Origin of the sequence: Kitasatospora sp. YST-16 (genome assembly GCF_026802215.1) — a bacterium.
GTDB classification, from domain to species: Bacteria; Actinomycetota; Actinomycetes; order Streptomycetales; family Streptomycetaceae; genus Kitasatospora; species Kitasatospora cineracea.
Window position 1 is genome coordinate 6359562 of the sequence record NZ_CP113837.1, and the last position, 17203, is coordinate 6376764.

Consider the following 17203-nt stretch of genomic DNA (forward strand, 5'->3'; position numbering starts at 1 on the left):
AGGTTGCCGATGCCCGGCCCGATCCAGTCGCTGTCGCGGGCGGCGGCGATCCTGCGTCTGCTGGCGGGCGGGGAGCGCCGGTTGGGGTTGTCGGAGGTGTCGACCTCGCTGGGGTTGGCGAAGGGGACGGCGCACGGGATCCTGCGGACGCTGCAGGCCGAGGGCTTCGTCGAGCAGGACCCGGAGAGCGGGAAGTACCAGCTGGGCGCGGAACTGCTGCGGCTGGGGCAGTCGTACCTGGACGTGCACGAGCTGCGGGCGCGGGCGCTGGTGTGGGCGGACGACCTGGCGCGGGCCGCGGGGGAGACGGTGTACCTGGGCGTGCTGCACCAGCGGGGGGTGCTGGTGGTGCACCACGTGTTCCGGCCGGACGACTCGCGGCAGGTGCTGGAGGTGGGCTCGATGCAGCCGCTGCACGCCACCGCGCTGGGGAAGGTGCTGCTGGCGTACGACCCGGTGGCGCGGGGCGAGTTGGGCGAGGGCCCGTTCGAGGCGTACACGGCGCGGACGCTGACGGGGGCCGCGGAGGTGGACGCGGAGTGCGCGCTGATCCGCGAGCGGGGGTGGGCGGACGCGGTGGAGGAGACCTGGGAGGGGGTGGCGTCGGTGGCGGCGCTGATCCAGGACCGGCGGCGCAACCCGGTGGGCGCGGTGTGCGTGTCGGGGGCGGTGGAGACGGTCTGCCAGGACGGTTTCCCCAGGCCCTCGCTGGTGGCGTCGGTGCGCAGCGCGGCCCGGGCGATCTCCCGTGACCTGGGGGCCGGCCGCTTCTGATCCTCCCGTTCGGACTTCCGCACGCGCCGGGGCGCGGGTGGGCGATCTCGCCCGCCCGCGCCCCTTCGCTTTCCGGGCCGCCGGCCGGGCCGCTTTCCGGTCCGCTTTCCGGCCGGGCCGGGGTCCGGTGAGTCACAGCTGAGTAACCCTGCCTTGACGTGGGCAACGCCAGGGGGAGAAGCTTCCGCATGTCGGTCGGCATTGTCGAACGGCGGACGTTCGAACTGGTTCCACTGCGCTCTCACCCGCACGGCGATCGACCGTCCACCTGCCCCCACCCCCCTCCTCCGGGCCATCAGGACAAGGGAGTCTTCGTGTCCGCGTTCTCCAACGGCGACATCTTCGTCGGCGAAACACTCGGCACCGCCGCACTGGTACTGCTCGGCGGCGGCGTCTGCGCCGCCGTCACCCTCAAGAAGTCCAAGGCGCTGAACGCCGGTTGGCTGGCGATCACCTTCGGCTGGGGCTTCGCGGTGCTCATCGCCGCCTACATGTCGGCGCCGAAGTCCGGGGCCCACCTCAACCCCGCGGTCACCCTGGCCATCGCCGTGGACAGCGGCGAGTGGGGCAAGGTCCCGCTCTACCTCGCCTCCCAGCTGCTCGGCGCGATCATCGGCGCGGTCCTGGTGTGGCTCACCTACCTCGGCCAGTTCCAGGCCAACGAGGAACCGACCCTCGGCATCTTCTCCACCGGGCCGGAGATCCGGAACCCGCTGCAGAACCTGCTCACCGAGATCATCGGCACCATGGTGCTCTGCCTCGGCATCCTCACCCAGGGCCTGACCAAGGGCCTCGGCCTGTCCGGCACGGGCATCCTGATCGTCGCCCTCACCGTGGTCGGCATCGGCCTCTCGCTCGGCGGCCCGACCGGCTACGCCATCAACCCCGTCCGCGACCTGGGCCCGCGCATCGTCCACTCCCTGCTGCCGATCCCGCACAAGGGCGGCTCCGACTGGTCGTACGCCTGGATCCCGGTGGCCGGCCCGGCCATCGGCGGCCTGCTGGCCGGTGGCCTCTACCACGTCGCGTTCTGACCCCGCGCTCCACCCCGCGCGCCCCCACCCGCATCCCTCACCCAGAGCCGAGGATCCCCGTATGACTGCCAATTACATTGCCGCGATCGATCAGGGCACCACTTCGAGCCGGTGCATCGTGTTCGGTGCGGACGGCCGGATCGTGTCCGTGGACCAGCAGGAGCACGCGCAGATCTTCCCGCAGCCGGGCTGGGTGGAGCACGACGCCGCCGAGATCTGGACCCGGGTGCGGTCGGTGGTGCGCGGTGCGCTGGAGAAGGCGGGGCTGTCCCGGGAGGACATCCGGGCGGTGGGGATCACCAATCAGCGTGAGACGACGGTGCTGTGGGACCGGCGCACGGGTGTGCCGGTGCACAACGCGTTGGTGTGGCAGGACACGCGGACGGAGGCGTTGTGCCGGGAGTTGGGGCGCAACGTGGGTCAGGACCGGTTCCGGCGGGAGACGGGTCTGCCGTTGGCGTCGTATTTCGCGGGGCCGAAGATCCGGTGGCTGCTGGACAACGTGGAGGGGTTGCGGGAGCGGGCCGAGGCGGGGGACATCCTGTTCGGGACGATGGACACCTGGGTGATCTGGAACCTGACGGGCGGCGTCGACGGCGGCAAGCACGTCACCGATGTGACGAACGCGTCGCGGACGATGCTGATGAACCTGCACACGTTGCAGTGGGACGAGAAGATCGCGGAGTCGATGGGGGTGCCGCTGGCGGTGCTGCCGGAGATCCGGTCCTCGGCGGAGGTGTACGGCGAGGCGGTGGGCGATCTGGCGGGGGTGCCGGTGGCTTCGGCGCTGGGGGACCAGCAGGCGGCGCTGTTCGGGCAGACCTGCTTCGACGAGGGCGAGGCGAAGTCGACGTACGGGACGGGGACGTTCCTGCTGCTGAACACGGGTGAGAAGATCGTCAACTCGTATCACGGGCTGTTGACCACGGTCGGCTACCGGATCGGGGAGCAGAAGCCGGTCTATGCGTTGGAGGGTTCGATCGCGGTGACCGGGTCGCTGGTGCAGTGGTTGCGCGACCAGTTGGGGATCATCTCGACCGCGGCGGAGATCGAGACGCTGGCCAGTACGGTCGAGGACAACGGCGGTGCGTATTTCGTGCCGGCGTTCTCGGGGCTGTTCGCGCCGTACTGGCGCTCGGACGCGCGGGGTGTGATCGCGGGTCTGACCCGGTATGTGACCAAGGGGCATCTGGCGCGGGCGGTGCTGGAGGCCACCGCGTGGCAGACCCGCGAGGTGGTGGACGCGATGCAGAAGGACTCCGGGGTGACGTTGACCGCCCTGAAGGTGGACGGCGGCATGACGTCCAACAACCTGCTGATGCAGAACATCGCGGACGTCCTGGACGCGCCCGTGGAGCGGCCGTACGTCGCGGAGACCACCGCGCTGGGCGCCGCCTACGCCGCCGGTCTGGCGGTCGGCTTCTGGGACGACCTCGACACGCTGCGCGCCAACTGGCACCGCGCCGCCGAGTGGACGCCCCGGATGGACGCCGACACCCGCGACGCCGAGTACAAGAAGTGGCTCAAGGCCGTGGAACGCACCATGGGTTGGGTCGAGGAGGACGAGGACAACAGCTGACGCACCACCACCAGCCGGCCGGGCGAGGACAGCCCGGCCGGCCGGTCCCGTTCCGCCCCCGGGCCCGCCGCACCGGGCCCGCCCGGCCCTCCAGCAGGGGCCGCACCGCACACCGGAAGGAGACACGGCGCCACCGACCAGGGCGCCGTACACACACCATGGCAACCATCCCGACCCTCGGTGCCGAGCGCACCCCCGGACACACCGTCTCCCGCGCCGCCACCCGTGAGCTGCTCGGCCGGGCCCGCTACGACCTGCTGGTGATCGGCGGCGGCATCCTCGGCACCGCCACCGCGTGGACCGCCGCCCAGGCCGGGCTGAAGGTCGCCATGGTCGACGCCGGGGACTTCGCGGGCGCCACCTCCTCCGCCTCCTCCAAGCTCGTCCACGGCGGCCTGCGCTACCTGCAGACCGGCGCCGTCAAGCTCGTCGCCGAGAACCACAAGGAGCGCCGGGCACTGGCCACCGACGTGGCCCCGCACCTGGTCAACCCGCTGACCTTCTTCGTCCCCGTCTACAAGGGCGGCCCGCACTCCGCCCCCAAACTCGGCGCGGGCGTCTTCCTCTACTCCGCACTGTCCGCGTTCCGCGACGGCATGGGCCGGGTCTCCACCGCCGCGCACGCCGCCCAGCAGGTCCCGGCGCTGCGCACCGAGAACCTGCGCTCGGTGGCCGTCTACGGCGACCACCAGATGAACGACGCCCGGATGGCCGTCATGACGGTGCGCGCCGCCGTCGAGGCCGGCGCCGTGGTGCTCAACCACGCCGAGGTCACCGGCCTGCGCTTCACCCGCGGCCGGGTCACCGGCGCCGAGCTCAAGGACCGCCTGGACGGCGCCGAGTTCGGCGTGGACGCCCGGCTGGTGCTGAACGCCACCGGCCCGTGGGTCGACCACCTGCGCAAGCTGGAGGACGCCGGCTCCGCCCCGTCGATCCGGCTCTCCAAGGGCGCCCACGTGGTGGTCAAGCGCCGCAGCCCGTGGCGGGCCGCGCTGACCATCCCGATCGACAAGTACCGCGTCTCCTTCGCCATCCCGTGGGAGGACCACGTCCTGCTCGGCACCACCGACGAGGAGTACACCGGCGACCCGCTGGACGTCCGCGCCACCGAGGCCGACGTCGACCAGATCCTCTCCGAGGCCGGGCACGCCATCCGCGACGAGCACCTGCGGCGCGAGGACATCACCTACTCCTTCGCCGGCCTGCGGGTGCTGCCCGGCGGCCCCGGCGACACCGCCGCCGCCAAGCGCGAGACCGTCGTCACCGAGGGCCGCGGCGGCATGCTCTCGGTGGCGGGCGGCAAGTGGACGACCTACCGGCACATCGGCCGGGTCGTGCTGGAGAAGCTCAAGCACGCCCCGGGCGTGGGCCTGGCCGAGGACGTCTCGCCGATCCCGGCCACCGTCCCGCTCCCCGGCATCGGCGCCCCCAACGCCGTCGCGCACCGCCTGCTGATCGACCGCGAGCCCGGCTCCCGGATGGACCCGCTGATCGCCCGCCACCTGGCCTCGCACTACGGCACGCTCTCCTTCGACCTGGCCCGCCTGATCGCCGAGGACCCCGCCCTGGGCGAGCCGGTGCACCCCGACGGCCCGGACGTGTGGGCGCAGGTCGCCTACGCGGCCGACAGCGAGTGGGCGTACACGGTGGACGACGTGCTGCGGCGCCGCACCACCATGACGGTGCGCGGCCTGGACACCCCGGAGGTGCGCGAGCGGGTGGCGGCCTTCCTGGCCGGGCGCGGCAAGGCGTAGCGGCCGGGGCCGGCGGGCCCTCCCGGGGAGCGGCGGGGACTCCCCGGGCGGGGCCGCCAGGGCCTCGCGGCCGGCGGCGGGAAGACGGAGCAGGGGAAAGGCAGGGCAGAGGAAAGGGAGAGCGAGGGGGAAGGCGGAGGGCGGCGGCGGGAATGCGGAGAAGCTTAGGTTTGCTAATGGTGAGCAAGGCTCGCTAAGATCGGGCCCGCCAGCTCCGCCGACCCCCGAGGAGGCCCCCGTGCGACCGGACCGGATCGACTGGACTCCGCCCAAGGGCGAGGCCAAGCAGCCCGACCAGGTGCGGCGGATCCTCCGCCTGTTCCGGCCCTACGCCGGCCGGCTCGGCGTGGTCGGGCTGCTGGTCGCGGCCTCCGCCGTGGTGTCGGTGGTGACGCCGTTCCTGCTGCGCGCCGTCCTGGACACCGCGATACCGCAGGGGCGCACCGGGCTGCTCAGCCTGCTCGCGCTCGGCATGATCGCCGCCGCCGTGGTCACCAGCGTGCTGAACGTGCTGCAGACGCTGATCTCCACCACCGTCGGCCAGCGCGTCATGCACGACCTGCGCACCGCCGTCTACCGGCACCTGCAGCGGATGTCGCTGGCGTTCTTCACCCGCACCCGCACCGGCGAGGTGCAGTCCCGGATCGCCAACGACATCGGCGGCATGCAGGCCACCGTCACCGGCACCGCCACCTCGCTGGTGTCCAACCTGACCGCGGTGGTCGCCAGCGTGGCCGCGATGGTCGCGCTCGACTGGCGGCTGACCATCGTCTCGCTGCTGCTGCTCCCGGTGTTCGTCTGGATCAGCCGCCGGGTCGGCCGCGAACGCAAGAAGATCACCGGCGAGCGGCAGCGGCAGCTCGCCGAACTCTCCTCCGCCGTCCAGGAGTCGCTGTCGGTCAGCGGCATCCTGCTCGGCCGCACCATGGGCCGCTCCGACTCGCTGACCCGCGAGTTCGCCGACCGCTCGGACGGATTGGCCGACCTGGAAGTGCGCTCCAGCATGGCCGGGCGCTGGCGGATGTCCACCATCGGGATCGTGATGGCCGCGATGCCCGCGCTGATCTACTGGGCGGCCGGCCTGGCCTCCGCCGCCGGCGCGCCGATCGTCTCGCTCGGCACCCTGGTCGCCTTCGTCTCGCTCCAGCAGGGCCTGTTCCGGCCCGCCGTCAGCCTGCTGTCCACCGGCGTGGACGTGCAGACCTCGCTCGCCCTGTTCCAGCGGATCTTCGAGTACCTCGACCTGCCGGTGGAGATCGCCGAACCCGAGCACCCCGTCCACCTGGCCGGGATCCGCGGCGACGTGCGCTTCGAGAACGTCGAGTTCCACTACCGCCCCGACCAGGACCGCCCCACCCTGACCGGCATCGACCTGACCGTCCCGGCCGGCGGCTCGCTCGCCGTGGTCGGCGAGACCGGCTCCGGCAAGTCCACCCTCTCCTACCTGGTGCCGCGGCTGTACGACACCACCGGCGGCCGGATCCTGATCGACGGCGTGGACGTGCGCGAACTGTCCTTCGAGACGCTGGCCCGCGCGGTCGGCATGGTCTCCCAGGAGACCTACCTGTTCCACGCCTCGGTCGCCGACAACCTGCGTTTCGCCAAGCCCGACGCCACCGACGCCGAACTCGTCGCCGCCGCCCGGGCCGCCCAGATCCACGACATGATCGCCGCCCTCCCCGACGGCTACGACACCATGGTCGGCGAACGCGGCTACCGCTTCTCCGGCGGCGAGAAGCAGCGCCTGGCGATCGCCCGCACCGTGCTGCGCAACCCGCCGATCCTGATCCTCGACGAGGCCACCAGCGCCCTCGACAACCAGACCGAGCACGCCGTCCAGCAGGCCCTGGACACCCTCGCCGCCGGCCGCACCACCCTCACCATCGCGCACCGGCTCTCCACCGTCCGCGACGCCGACCGGATCGCCGTCCTCGACCGCGGCGAGATCGCCGAACTCGGCACCCACGACGAGCTGGTGGCCCGCGACGGCCGCTACGCCGCACTGCTCCGCCGCGAGGCGCCCCCGGTGCCCGCCGCGGTGCCGGCCGCCGCGGCCTGAGCGGGAGGGATCAGACCCAGGGCCGCAGCTTCTCCGGGTTGCGCACCCCCCACACGTGGGTGATCCGGCCCCCGGCGGTGCGGAACGCGAACACCGCCACCACCGCCCCGTCCAGCCGGGCCACCAGCCCGGCCTCCCCGTTCACCAGGCCCTCCCGCAGTTCGATCCGCGGCTGCGCCCGGGCGAACGCCGCCACCGCCAGGGCGATCGCCCCGCCGCCCGACAGCGGCTCCAGCCGGGCCTGCACCAGCCCGCCGCCGTCCGCCACCACGGTGGCGTCCGGGTCCAGCAGCCGCACCAGCGAACGGACGTCCCCCGCCTCCCAGGCCCGCTTGAACTCCCGCACCAGCAGCGCCCGCTCCCCGGCCGGCTCGACCGGCGGCCCGGCCGCCCGGACCCGGCGCCGCCCCGAGGCCGCCAACTGCCGGCAGGCCGCCGCCGACCGGCCGACCACCGCCGCCACCTCCGGGAACGGGTACCGGAACACGTCGTGCAGCACGAAGGCGACCCGCTCCGCCGGGGTCATCGACTCCAGCACCACCAGGAACGCCATCCGCACCGACTCGTCCAGCGTGACCAGCTCCGCCGGGTCCCCGGCCGCGCCGTCCCCCGGCAGCGGCTCCGGCAGCCACGCGCCCACGTACCGCTCCCGGCGGACCCGGGCCGAACCCAGCAGGTCCAGGCAGATCCGCCCGGCCACCGTGGTCAGCCACCCGCCGGGCGCCACCACCTCCGCCCGGCGCTGCGGCGGCAGCGCGTACCAGCGGGCGTACGCCTCCTGCACCACGTCCTCGGCGTCGGCCAGCGAGCCCAGCAGCCGGTACGCCAGGTCGGTCAGCCGCCGCCGCTCGGCCGCCACCGCGCGCAGCGCCCCGTCCCGCCGGTCCTCCACGGTGTCCTCCACGTCTCCGCTCCTCCTGCTCGGGCCGTCCGCTTCCCCCAGGAGGACCGGACAGCGCCCCGGAACGTGACATCCGGCCCGCACCTCACACTCCGGGCCGCCGTTTCGTCGTACCGGCAGAAGGAAACGAACGGACGGAGAGAGCGATGGACACCTTCCAGCAGGTCGCGGACCGGGTCGAGATCCTGGCCCTGCAGGCCGAGTTCACCGACGCGGCGATGATGCGCGACCGGGCCCGGCTGGCCGCCCTGTTCACCCCCGACGGGGTGCTGCGGATGCCCGACGTCCCGGTCGAGCTGACCGGTCCCGAGCAGATCCGCACCGGCGGCGAGAAGCTCCAGGAGCAGTGGGAGTTCTTCGTGCAGAACACCCACCCCGGCGCGGTCCGGATCGACGGCGACACCGCCACCGGCCGGGCCCACATGCACGAGGTGGTCCGGCTGCGCGACGGCCTGCAGGGCCTCAACTACGCCATCTACCACGACCGCTACCGGCGCACCCCGGAAGGCTGGCGGTTCACCGAACGGGTCTACGAGATCCGGTACTTGGACACCACCCCGCTCGGCGGGACCGCCCCCGGCAGCGCCCGCCCCGACCCGGCCGCCCCCGCCGCCGAGGACCGGCTCCAGCGGGCCGCGGCCGCGCTGTCCGGGCACGGCTTCACCGTCGAACTCCTGGACGGCGCCGCGGCCGCCCGCGAGCGGATCGGGGAACTCCTCCCGGCCGGTGCGAGCGTGCTCACCACCGCCAGCGAGACGCTCCGGCGCTCCGGCATCGAGGAGGACGTCAACGCCCGCCCCGGCGCGGTCAAGCCCCGGCTGCTCGCCATGGACCGGGACCGGGAGGCCGACGAGCTGCGCCGCCTGCTCGCCACCCCCGACGTCGTGCTCGGCAGCGTCGCCGCCGTGGTCGAGACCGGCGCCCTGGTGCTCGCCTCCGGCTCCGGCAGCCAACTGCCCGCCAACGGCGGCGGCGCGGCCCACGCGATCTGGGTGGTCGGCGCCCAGAAGCTCGTCCCCGACCTGCCCGCCGCGCTGCGCCGGATCGAGCAGCACGCCCTCCCGCTGGAGAGCGCCCGCACCGAGGCCGCGCACGGGCAGCCCAGCGCCGTCAACCAGCTGCTGGTGCTGAACGCCCCGCCGCGGCTGGCCCGCGGCACCGTCCTGCTGCTGCGCGAGGCGGTCGGCCACTGAGCGGCGGCCGCCGGCCCGGGCATCCCGGGCCGGCGGCCGGTGGTCAGCCGCGGAAGTTCGCCGGGCGCTCCGGGGAGGCGGCGGCGAGCGCCTCGGTGACGCCCGCGACGCCGGCCCGCAGGCCGTAGACCGGGGTCTCGGGCTGCTGGCGCCAGGAGTCGTCGATGCCGCCGGAGTCGACGGTGTCGAAGCCCAGGGCGTCGATCAGCTCGCGCACCCGCTGCTTGGCGGCCGGGTCGTCGCCCGCCACCGGCAGGGCGATCCGCTCGGGGTCGCCGGCCGGGCGGGGCGCGTCCAGGATGTCCTGGGCGTAGGTGCCGTTGAACGCCTTGACCACGGGGTGGCCGAGCTGCTGCTCGACCCAGCGGCTCTCGGTCAGCCCGCCGTCCTCGATGGCGTCGATCCGGCCGTCCCGCTCGCGCGGGTAGTAGTTGTTGGTGTCGAGCAGGACGAAGCCCTCGGCCGCGCCCGCGAGCAGGTCCTCCGGGAGGGCGGGGACGTTCTTCAGCGGGATGGTCACCACGACCAGCTCCGCGCCCGCGGCGGCCTCGCCGACCGGGACGGGCGTCGCGCCGGTCTCGGCGGCCAGGTCGGCCAGCGTCTCGGGGCCGCGCGAGTTGGCCACCGCGACCTGGTGGCCGAGGGAGGTGAGGCGCCGGGCCAGGTTGCCGCCGATGTTGCCCGCGCCGATGATGCCGATCTTCATGGGATGCGCTCCGTGCCTGTCGGGTCCGTGTCGCGGGCGCCGGGAGGGGACGCCCACGAGGAAGCCGAACCGGCGCGGCCGCGCCGTTGTTCCCGGCGCGGGCGAACATTCCTGACGGGTCGTCAGGCCGCCTTGGGGGACTCGTTGTACTGCTCGGCCGGCTCCTGGCCGGAGAGCGCCTGGATGGCGGCCATCACCTCGTCGGTGACCTGACGGCGGGCCTTGGCCGAGCGGGCCTGGCCGTGCAGCTCGTCGAAGTGCAGCGGCTCGCCGAACTTCACGGTGATCTTCCGCAGCCGGGGGATCCGCTTGCCGACCGGCAGGATGTGCTGCGGGCCCTCCAGTGCCACCGGCACCACCGGGACGCCGGCGGTCAGCGCCAGCCAGGCCACGCCGGTCTTGCCGCGGTACAGCCGGCCGTCCAGCGAGCGGGTGCCCTCCGGGTAGATGCCGAACGCCCGGCCGGAGTTGAGGATCTCCAGGCCCTCGTCCAGCGAGGCGGTGGCGGCCCGGACGCTGCCGCGCTCCACCGGGACGGCGTTGATCACGTGGGTGAAGAAGAACCGGGAGACCGCGCCCTTGACGCCGGTGCCGGTGAAGTACTCGGCCTTGGCGAGGAAGAACACCTGGCGCGGCGCGGCCAGCGGGATCACCACGCTGTCCACGAACGACAGGTGGTTGCTGGCCAGGACCACCCCGCCCTTGCGCGGCACGTTCTCCAGGCCCTCGATCGTCGGCCGGTACAGGGCCTTGGCGAGCGGCTTGAGCACGAGCTTGGTGACGAGGTCGATCACGGTGTGGCCCTCCCTGGCCGGACAAACGGAGCAGGCCGGGGGACGCCCCCGGCCGGGGTCTCGCCGCGGGGCGAGGCACGCGGCTCGGACGAGAACCAAACCACTGGGTAACGGACCGCAGACTACGACATGCACCCCGCGGTCCGTCCACACCGGCGACCGCCGCGGTGCTGCGATCCTTGTCACGCCCGGCCCGTGGACCCCCGCCGTCCCAAGGAGTGGGACGGCGGGGGTGGTCCGGGCTCAGGCCCGGACCGGGAAGATCCGGCTGACCACCCGCTCGGCGGCCCGGCCGTCGTCCCACGGGCAGAACCGCTCGCGGAAGCGCCGCCGGGCCTCCGGCTCCGGGTCGCCGGCCAGCAGCGCCTCGGTGAGCGCGTCCTGCTCGGTGGCGACCGCGCCGGGCGGCTCCTCCATCAGGTCGAAGTACACGCCGCGGACCTCCTGGTACTCCTCCCAGTCGGGGGCGTACACCGCGATCGGGCGGTCCAGCACCGCGTAGTCGAACATCATCGAGGAGTAGTCGGTGACCAGGACGTCCGCGGCCAGGTAGAGGTCCTCGACGACGGGGTGGTCGGAGACGTCCAGCAGGGTCGCCGAGCCGGGGGCGGCGGTCAGGTCGCCCGCGCCGCCCTCGTGGAAGTAGTGGGTGCGCACCAGCACCGTCCAGCCGGGGCCGAGCCGTTCGGCCAGCGCGGGCAGGTCGAGCAGCGGCAGGTAGCCGCCGCGGGACTCGCGGTGGGTCGGCGCGTACAGCACGGTGCGCTGCCCGTCGGCGACGCCCACCGCGCGGCGGGCGTCGACGCACTGCTCGGGGGTGGCCAGCGCCAGCCGGTCGTTGCGCGGGTAGCCGGTGTCCAGGACCTGGTAGGTGCCGGGGAAGGCCCGGGCGAAGTGCTTGCTGGTGTGCGGGTTCGGCGAGACCAGGTAGTCCCAGCGCCCGACCACCTCGCGCAGCCGCTCGAAGTCCATCCCGTCCGCGGCCAGCGGCCGGTCCACCAGGTCCATGCCCATCGCCTTCAGCGGGGTGCCGTGCTGGGTCTGCACGTGCACGGTGCCGGTCCGCTTGGTCATGGTGTGCGGGAAGTTGACGTTGTTGACGAAGTACTTGGCGGTGGCCATCGCCTTCAGGTACGCGGGCGTGTTGACGATCACGTACGGCACCCCGGCGGGCAGCGTGGCGGCCCGCTCGGCGTTCTCCACCACCCACACGCCGTGCACCTGCGGGGCCAGCTCCCGGGCCTTGGCGTAGATCGCCGCCGGGTTGCAGGCGTACCCGCGGTGCCAGTACGCCGCGTACACGGCCAGGTTCTCGTCGACCGGCAGCCGCTTGAAGGCGTTGTACGCGGTGAACCGGGCGCCGCTGCGGACCGCCTTCTTCACCCCGGGCGCCACCGCCCTCGTCCCGCGCTTGACCGCGTTCGGCAGCCGGCCGCCGCGGCGCAGCTCGGCGTAGGCCCGCCGGGAGCCGCGGGCGGCCAGCCGGTACTGGACGCCGCGCACGCCGGGCGGGTAGCGGTAGCCGGCCGGGCGGTGCTTGGCGAAGTGGCCGGTGATCCGGGCGAAGAACTCCGCGCGCAGCTCGGCCGGGACCAGGCCGGGGGTGTCGTAGACGGTCAGGGCCTGCTTGACGGTGCGGTCGAAGACCAGGGTGCGCAGGGCGTTCGCCCGGTCGTCGCGGTCCAGGAAGGCGAAGATCGCGTCGTACTGGGCGAAGGCGTCGGCGTGCTTGGCGGAGGAGGTGGCGGTGATCGCGCCGGGGCGCCCGCGCCGGTAGTTGTAGCAGGGGCGGTCGAGGTAGAGCAGCCGGTCGGCGGCGAGCAGCAGCGGGTAGGTGACCGAGATGTCCTCGTAGTAGCCGCGGCCGAACTCCACGTCCAGGCCGAGCAGGTACTGGCGGCGCATCACCTTGTTCCACACCGCGAGCACCGCGTTGAACAGCGCGGGGTGCTCGGCGGCGGTGCAGCCGGACACCAGCGGGGAGCCGGCCAGCACCCGGCGCCAGGGGTTCGGCTCCCGGCCGCCGTCGGGGTAGACGTGGGTGAAGTCGGTGAGCAGCACGTCGGCGGGCACCTCGCGGGCCGTCTCGGCGCGCAGTTCGCCGAGCACCGCGTCGATGCTGCCCTCGGGCAGCCAGTCGTCGCTGTCGACGAACCAGACGTAGGTGCCGGTGGCCTCGGCCAGGCCGGCCGCGCGGGCGCCGCCGAGACCCCGGTTCTCGGCCAGGTGCAGCACCCGCATTCGCGGGTCGGCGGCGGCGTGCGCGTCCAGCAGGGCGCCGCAGTTGTCGGGGGAGCGGTCGTCCACCGCGATCAGTTCGACCTCGCCGGGGGCGGCGCCGTCGGCCCGGAGCGAGTCCAGGCACTGCGGCAGGAAGCGCTCCACGCCGTGAACGGGCAGGACGATGCTGAGCAGGGGTGGCACGTGCGTTCACTCCGCGAAGGATGGGGTGGCTGCCGGCTGGTCGCCCGGTACGGACACTCTACCGAGCGGCGCGGGGCGCTCCCGGGGAGCGGTCGGGAACGCGGGGAGGGGCAGAGAATGGCGGGGAACGGCGGGGAACGGCGGGGAGCCGGGAGGGGCCGGGCCGCGGCACCCCGGGCGCAGGTGGTCGGGGTGGACCGGGGTGTCGCGGACGGCACAAACGCGACCGCCGGTGCCGCGCCGTACCAGCGGCGGCACCGGCAGCCCGGTTGGCGGTCCGACCGACCCTCAACGATCGACCGCCGGTCCGTCCACCACGTCGGAGTCGGGCCGCCGCAGCGTCGAGACGGCCGGACAGTGACTCACCGTGGTGTCGGAAGTGTAACGGGATGGTCGGGTGATTCGTTCATACTCGAAATCACCCGACCGGGGATGGGTGGGTGTTCCCCGCTATCCCGTGTCGGTACAGATATTGCTTGGAGGTTTCTGTCCCGTCAATCCCTCTTCTGTGTTCAATTTCTGAACTCGGGACGTCCTGACTGCGGGGGCGCCGTGTGCGGGGCATTGCCCGGCCCGCGAGCCGCTCCTATATTGACGCCACGTCTCACAAGTGGGGGTGAGCCGAGGATGGCCGCCACAGCGCCCGTACGCCCGGTCAGCCCGCTCCTGCGCGCCCTCCTGCTCGCCCCGCTCGCCCTCGCCGCCGGCTGGGCCTTCCTGGCCCTGTGGCCCGCCGCCGGCGCCACCGACGAACTGTTCGCCTGGGCGATGTCCCCCGTCACCGCCGCCCTGCTCGGCTCCGGCTACGGCGGCGCCGCCGCCATGCTGGCCCTCGCCGCCCGCGCCCGCGGCTGGGCCGAGGTCCGGGTGGCCACCGCCGCCACCTGCCTGCTGATGCCGCTGATGCTCGCCACCACCCTGGCCGGCCGCCGCGACCTGCACCTCGACGGCGGCCCGCTGCTCGGCTTCCTCGCCGCCTGGGGCTGGCTCGCCGCCCACCTCGCCGCCCCGCCGATCGGCCTGGCCGCCCTCGCCGCCCAGCTCCGCACCCGCGGCCCCGCCCCCGCCCGCACCCCCGGCTGCCCTGGTGGGTCGCCGCCCCGATGGCCTGCGGCGGCACCCTGCTCGCCCTGCTCGGCCTCGCCCTCGCCGTCCGCCCCGGCCCGTTCGCCGCGCACTGGCCCTGGACCGCCCGCCCGCTCGACGTCCGCGCCCTCGGCGCCTGGCCCCTCACCTTCGGCGCCGCCCTGCTGCTCGCCGCCCGCGAGTCCGAACTGCGCCGGGTCCGCGGCGGGATGGCCGCCATGGTGCTCACCGGACTGCTCGGCCTGACCGGCCTGGTCCGCTACGGCGCACTGGTCGCCTGGCGCCAACCCGGCGCCTGGCTCACCGTCCTGGTGCTCACCGCCCTGCTCGGCCTCGGCCTGTGCGGCTTCGGCCTCTCCGCGCTGCTCGACCCGCCGCCCGGCACCGCGCCCCGGCGGGCGGCGGGCCAGGTCGAGGGGGTCGAGGAGGTCGAACTGCGCTGACCGCCCCGGAGCCGGGGCGGTCGAAACGGTCGAACCGGTGCGGGCCCGGCGGCCGTTCGCGCGCCCGGCGCACCCGCGGGCGCCGACACGCCCCGGCAACGCCCCGGACCGCCGCAGCGCCTGACGCCCCTTCAGCGCTTGGATGGTGCACCATCAACCGATGCGTAGTCGTGACCGAGACCACCGGGCCCTGGTGAAGCGTCAGTTCCGTTCGCACGATACGGTGGCAGAACACCAGGACGGTTGTGTGAAGGCCGTCATAGCCGGATAGTCTTCGCCTCACGGCCCTGGCGCCTCGTAGGGGTGGGAAACAGATGGAACAGATGCAAGTGCGGCCGCGGCCCCGGGTGCCCGCGATCCAGTGCGGCGTCGGCACGACCGGCCGCCGGATCGACCGGCACCTGGCCGTCCTCGGCGCGCCCGCGCTCTCGGCGGTGGACACCGCGGAGGCACTCGGCCTGATAAGGGAACTGACCCCGCGCGGGCCCAGCGCCCCCGCCGCGGCCGCCTCGCCGCGCCGCAGCGCCCGGGTCTCCCTGATGGCCCCGCTGCGCCGCCTCAAGCGGAGCCTGTTCGGCAACCGCCGCTGACCCGGCGCCCACCGGGCGCGCGAGCGCCCGGGAGCGCCGGACCACCGCCCGCTGCCACGACCCGACGGACCGGCGGTCCGTCGGGCCTTCGGCGTCCCCTGGGCCGGTCCGCGCTCCCCGGAGGCGGGTCGGCCCGCTCCCCGGGGCCGGGTTGGCGCGCCGTGGCGGTGTGCTGGCGCGCCCTGGCGAGCACCCTGGCGGTCGGGTGGCGATCGGCCGGTGCCCCTACGGGGCGCGCACCAAGATCGGCCAGGATGGCCCCATGTCCGACACCTTCCACACCCAGACCCTCGACATCGCCACCGGCCGGGACGAGGTCGCCCTCGACGTCACCGACCGGTGCCACACCTTCCTCAGAGAAGTCGCGGACGGCCGCGACGGACTGCTCAACGTCTTCGTCCCGCACGCCACCGCCGGCATCGCCGTCATCGAGACCGGCTCCGGCAGCGACGAGGACCTGCTCGCCACCCTGCGCGCCCTGCTGCCCCCCGACGACCGCTGGCACCACCGGCACGGCAGCCGCGGCCACGGCCGCGACCACGTCCTGCCGGGCCTGGTCGCCCCGCACGCCACCCTGCCCGTGATCAACGGCCGGATCGCCCTCGGCACCTGGCAGTCCGTCGTCCTGATCGACACCAACGGCGACAACCCGCAGCGCAAGCTCCGCCTCTCCTTCCTCGGCTGACTCCCACCCGCACCCGGACAGCCGGGCCCGCCGGGTGGGGCGGGGGCCCGGCCGGGCGGGGCCGTACCCTTGGGACCCATGGGAGAACCCGCAGCGGACCAGCAGCCCCCGTCCCCCTCCTCGCCCTCGTCCTCCTCCCCGGTGGACGGGCCGGTCTGCGAGGTGTCCGCCGATCCCGAGCGGTCCCTGCGCGGACTGCGGCCCGGCGGCCCGGGAGAGCGCGCCGCGTGCGTCCTGTGCGGCGAACCCAGCGAGTACCCGGCCGACGCGCCCGGCAGCCCGCTCTGCCCCGTCTGCACCTGGCAGCAGGCCCAGCGCGCCGCGTGCTCCGGCTGACATGACCTCCTCCGCACCCCCGCCCGTCCACGGGGCGCCCGCCGCAGGGACGTTGGAGCGGCCGCACGCCACCCTCGCGTACTCCGTCACCGGCCCCCACGGCGCCCCGCTCGCCGTGCACGCCCACGGGGCACTGTCCAGCCGGGCCCACGAGCGGCGGGCCGGACTGTTCGACTGGGCCGCCGTCGGCGCGACGCACCGGATGGCCCGCTACGACGCGCGCGGCCACGGGGAGTCGACCGGACGGGCCGTGCCCGCCGACTACCGCTACGCCTCGCTCGCGGACGACCTGCTCGCCCTCTGCGACCACCTCTCGCCGGACGCGCCCGTCACCGCCTTCGGCGCGTCGATGGGCACCGCCACCGTGCTGTGGGCCGCGCTCGCCCGCCCCGAACGCTTCGACCGCCTGGTCCTCGCCATCCCCGCCGTCGCCTGGACCGCCCGGGAACCCCGCCGCAACGGGCTGCGGGCCGCCGCGACCCTGGTCGAACGGCGCGGCCGGGGAGCGCTGGACGCCGCCACGAGGGTCTCCGGCCCGCCCGCCGTCCTCGCCGAAGTCCCGCAGTACACCACCGAGTTCGACCTCCCCGAACCCCTCCTCCCGGCGGCCTTCCGGGCCGCCGCCGACTCCGACCTCCCCGCCCCCGAAACCCTCCGCGGCCTCCCCCACCCCACCCTCCTGCTGGCCTGGGACACCGACCCGCTCCACCCCCTGCTCACCGCCCGCACCCTCGCCGCCCACCTCCCCGACGCCCGCCTGCACGTCTCCCGCACCCTCGCCGACGTCCGCGCGTGGGACCGCCTGGCGGCGGACTTCCTGGCGTAGCGGCGCCCGGGGCGCGGGC

At 74.3% G+C, this 17203-nt stretch carries 16 protein-coding genes; 12 read left to right on the plus strand and 4 right to left on the minus strand.

What is annotated here, in order from left to right; genetic code table 11:
* Positions 1-9 precede the first annotated feature (9 nt).
* From OU787_RS28700 to OU787_RS28720, 5 genes are all read left to right on the plus strand, one after another.
* Entirely contained in the window at positions 10-774 is a 765-nt protein-coding gene (locus tag OU787_RS28700) for an IclR family transcriptional regulator (RefSeq protein WP_030462157.1), read from the plus strand.
* Between the two features lie 314 nt (positions 775-1088).
* Complete coding sequence (locus tag OU787_RS28705) at positions 1089-1808, plus strand: MIP/aquaporin family protein (protein ID WP_030462156.1); 720 nt, start codon at positions 1089-1091, stop codon at positions 1806-1808.
* A 61-nt stretch (positions 1809-1869) separates the two neighbouring features.
* Entirely contained in the window at positions 1870-3387 is a 1518-nt protein-coding gene (gene glpK, locus OU787_RS28710; RefSeq protein WP_268661097.1) for a glycerol kinase GlpK, read from the plus strand.
* A 158-nt stretch (positions 3388-3545) separates the two neighbouring features.
* Positions 3546-5141: a glycerol-3-phosphate dehydrogenase/oxidase gene (locus OU787_RS28715; RefSeq protein ID WP_268661098.1), complete on the plus strand. Its 1596-nt coding sequence runs from the start codon at positions 3546-3548 to the stop codon at positions 5139-5141.
* Between the two features lie 238 nt (positions 5142-5379).
* On the plus strand, positions 5380-7200 hold the full coding sequence (locus tag OU787_RS28720; RefSeq protein WP_268661099.1) for an ABC transporter ATP-binding protein: 1821 nt from the start codon (positions 5380-5382) through the stop codon (positions 7198-7200).
* A gap of 10 nt (positions 7201-7210) precedes the next feature.
* On the opposite strand, the gene sigJ is transcribed toward OU787_RS28720, so the two are convergent.
* Positions 7211-8104 carry an RNA polymerase sigma factor SigJ gene (sigJ, locus tag OU787_RS28725; protein ID WP_107066645.1) on the minus strand — a complete coding sequence of 298 codons (894 nt, stop codon included), beginning with the start codon at positions 8102-8104 and terminating at the stop codon, positions 7211-7213.
* Positions 8105-8247: 143 nt separating this feature from the next.
* Here sigJ and OU787_RS28730 point away from each other — a divergent pair, with 143 nt between their 5' ends.
* Complete coding sequence (locus OU787_RS28730; protein WP_268661100.1) at positions 8248-9294, plus strand: nuclear transport factor 2 family protein; 1047 nt, start codon at positions 8248-8250, stop codon at positions 9292-9294.
* Positions 9295-9337: 43 nt separating this feature from the next.
* Here the strand turns inward: OU787_RS28730 and OU787_RS28735 are convergent, their stop codons facing one another.
* From OU787_RS28735 to OU787_RS28745, 3 genes are all read right to left on the minus strand, one after another.
* Positions 9338-10000: an NADPH-dependent F420 reductase gene (locus OU787_RS28735; RefSeq protein ID WP_268661101.1), complete on the minus strand. Its 663-nt coding sequence runs from the start codon at positions 9998-10000 to the stop codon at positions 9338-9340.
* Positions 10001-10122: 122 nt separating this feature from the next.
* Positions 10123-10794: a lysophospholipid acyltransferase family protein gene (locus OU787_RS28740; protein WP_030462684.1), complete on the minus strand. Its 672-nt coding sequence runs from the start codon at positions 10792-10794 to the stop codon at positions 10123-10125.
* Positions 10795-11037: 243 nt separating this feature from the next.
* Positions 11038-13218: a bifunctional glycosyltransferase/CDP-glycerol:glycerophosphate glycerophosphotransferase gene (locus OU787_RS28745; protein ID WP_268661102.1), complete on the minus strand. Its 2181-nt coding sequence runs from the start codon at positions 13216-13218 to the stop codon at positions 11038-11040.
* Positions 13219-13845: 627 nt separating this feature from the next.
* Here OU787_RS28745 and OU787_RS28750 point away from each other — a divergent pair.
* From OU787_RS28750 to OU787_RS28775, 6 genes are all read left to right on the plus strand, one after another.
* Positions 13846-14550 (plus strand): hypothetical protein, encoded by a 705-nt coding sequence (locus OU787_RS28750; protein ID WP_268661103.1) that lies wholly within the window; start codon positions 13846-13848, stop codon positions 14548-14550.
* The gene (locus tag OU787_RS28755) at positions 14523-14747 is read left to right on the plus strand and encodes a hypothetical protein (protein ID WP_268661104.1); all 225 of its coding nucleotides are present in this window, start codon (positions 14523-14525) and stop codon (positions 14745-14747) included. Before OU787_RS28750 ends, OU787_RS28755 begins: the two co-directional genes overlap by 28 nt.
* A 314-nt stretch (positions 14748-15061) precedes the next feature.
* Entirely contained in the window at positions 15062-15337 is a 276-nt protein-coding gene (locus tag OU787_RS28760) for a hypothetical protein (RefSeq protein WP_030462681.1), read from the plus strand.
* A gap of 262 nt (positions 15338-15599) precedes the next feature.
* On the plus strand, positions 15600-16022 hold the full coding sequence (locus tag OU787_RS28765) for a secondary thiamine-phosphate synthase enzyme YjbQ (RefSeq protein WP_030462680.1): 423 nt from the start codon (positions 15600-15602) through the stop codon (positions 16020-16022).
* Positions 16023-16100: 78 nt separating this feature from the next.
* Entirely contained in the window at positions 16101-16358 is a 258-nt protein-coding gene (locus tag OU787_RS28770) for a hypothetical protein (RefSeq protein ID WP_268661987.1), read from the plus strand.
* 1 nt (position 16359) lies between these two features.
* Positions 16360-17184 carry an alpha/beta fold hydrolase gene (locus OU787_RS28775; protein WP_268661105.1) on the plus strand — a complete coding sequence of 275 codons (825 nt, stop codon included), beginning with the start codon at positions 16360-16362 and terminating at the stop codon, positions 17182-17184.
* Positions 17185-17203 lie beyond the last annotated feature (19 nt).

Coding starts and splice junctions, on each gene's coding strand:
- OU787_RS28715 (WP_268661098.1), top strand. CDS start 3,546: ATGGCAACCATCCCGACCCTCGGTGCCGAGCGCACCCCCGGACACACC.
- OU787_RS28770 (WP_268661987.1), top strand. CDS start 16,101: ATGGGAGAACCCGCAGCGGACCAGCAGCCCCCGTCCCCCTCCTCGCCC.
- OU787_RS28755 (WP_268661104.1), top strand. CDS start 14,523: ATGGTGCTCACCGGACTGCTCGGCCTGACCGGCCTGGTCCGCTACGGC.
- OU787_RS28700 (WP_030462157.1), top strand. CDS start 10: ATGCCCGGCCCGATCCAGTCGCTGTCGCGGGCGGCGGCGATCCTGCGT.
- glpK (WP_268661097.1), top strand. CDS start 1,870: ATGACTGCCAATTACATTGCCGCGATCGATCAGGGCACCACTTCGAGC.
- OU787_RS28765 (WP_030462680.1), top strand. CDS start 15,600: ATGTCCGACACCTTCCACACCCAGACCCTCGACATCGCCACCGGCCGG.
- OU787_RS28775 (WP_268661105.1), top strand. CDS start 16,360: ATGACCTCCTCCGCACCCCCGCCCGTCCACGGGGCGCCCGCCGCAGGG.
- OU787_RS28760 (WP_030462681.1), top strand. CDS start 15,062: ATGGAACAGATGCAAGTGCGGCCGCGGCCCCGGGTGCCCGCGATCCAG.
- OU787_RS28735 (WP_268661101.1), bottom strand. CDS start 10,000: ATGAAGATCGGCATCATCGGCGCGGGCAACATCGGCGGCAACCTGGCC.
- OU787_RS28750 (WP_268661103.1), top strand. CDS start 13,846: ATGGCCGCCACAGCGCCCGTACGCCCGGTCAGCCCGCTCCTGCGCGCC.
- OU787_RS28730 (WP_268661100.1), top strand. CDS start 8,248: ATGGACACCTTCCAGCAGGTCGCGGACCGGGTCGAGATCCTGGCCCTG.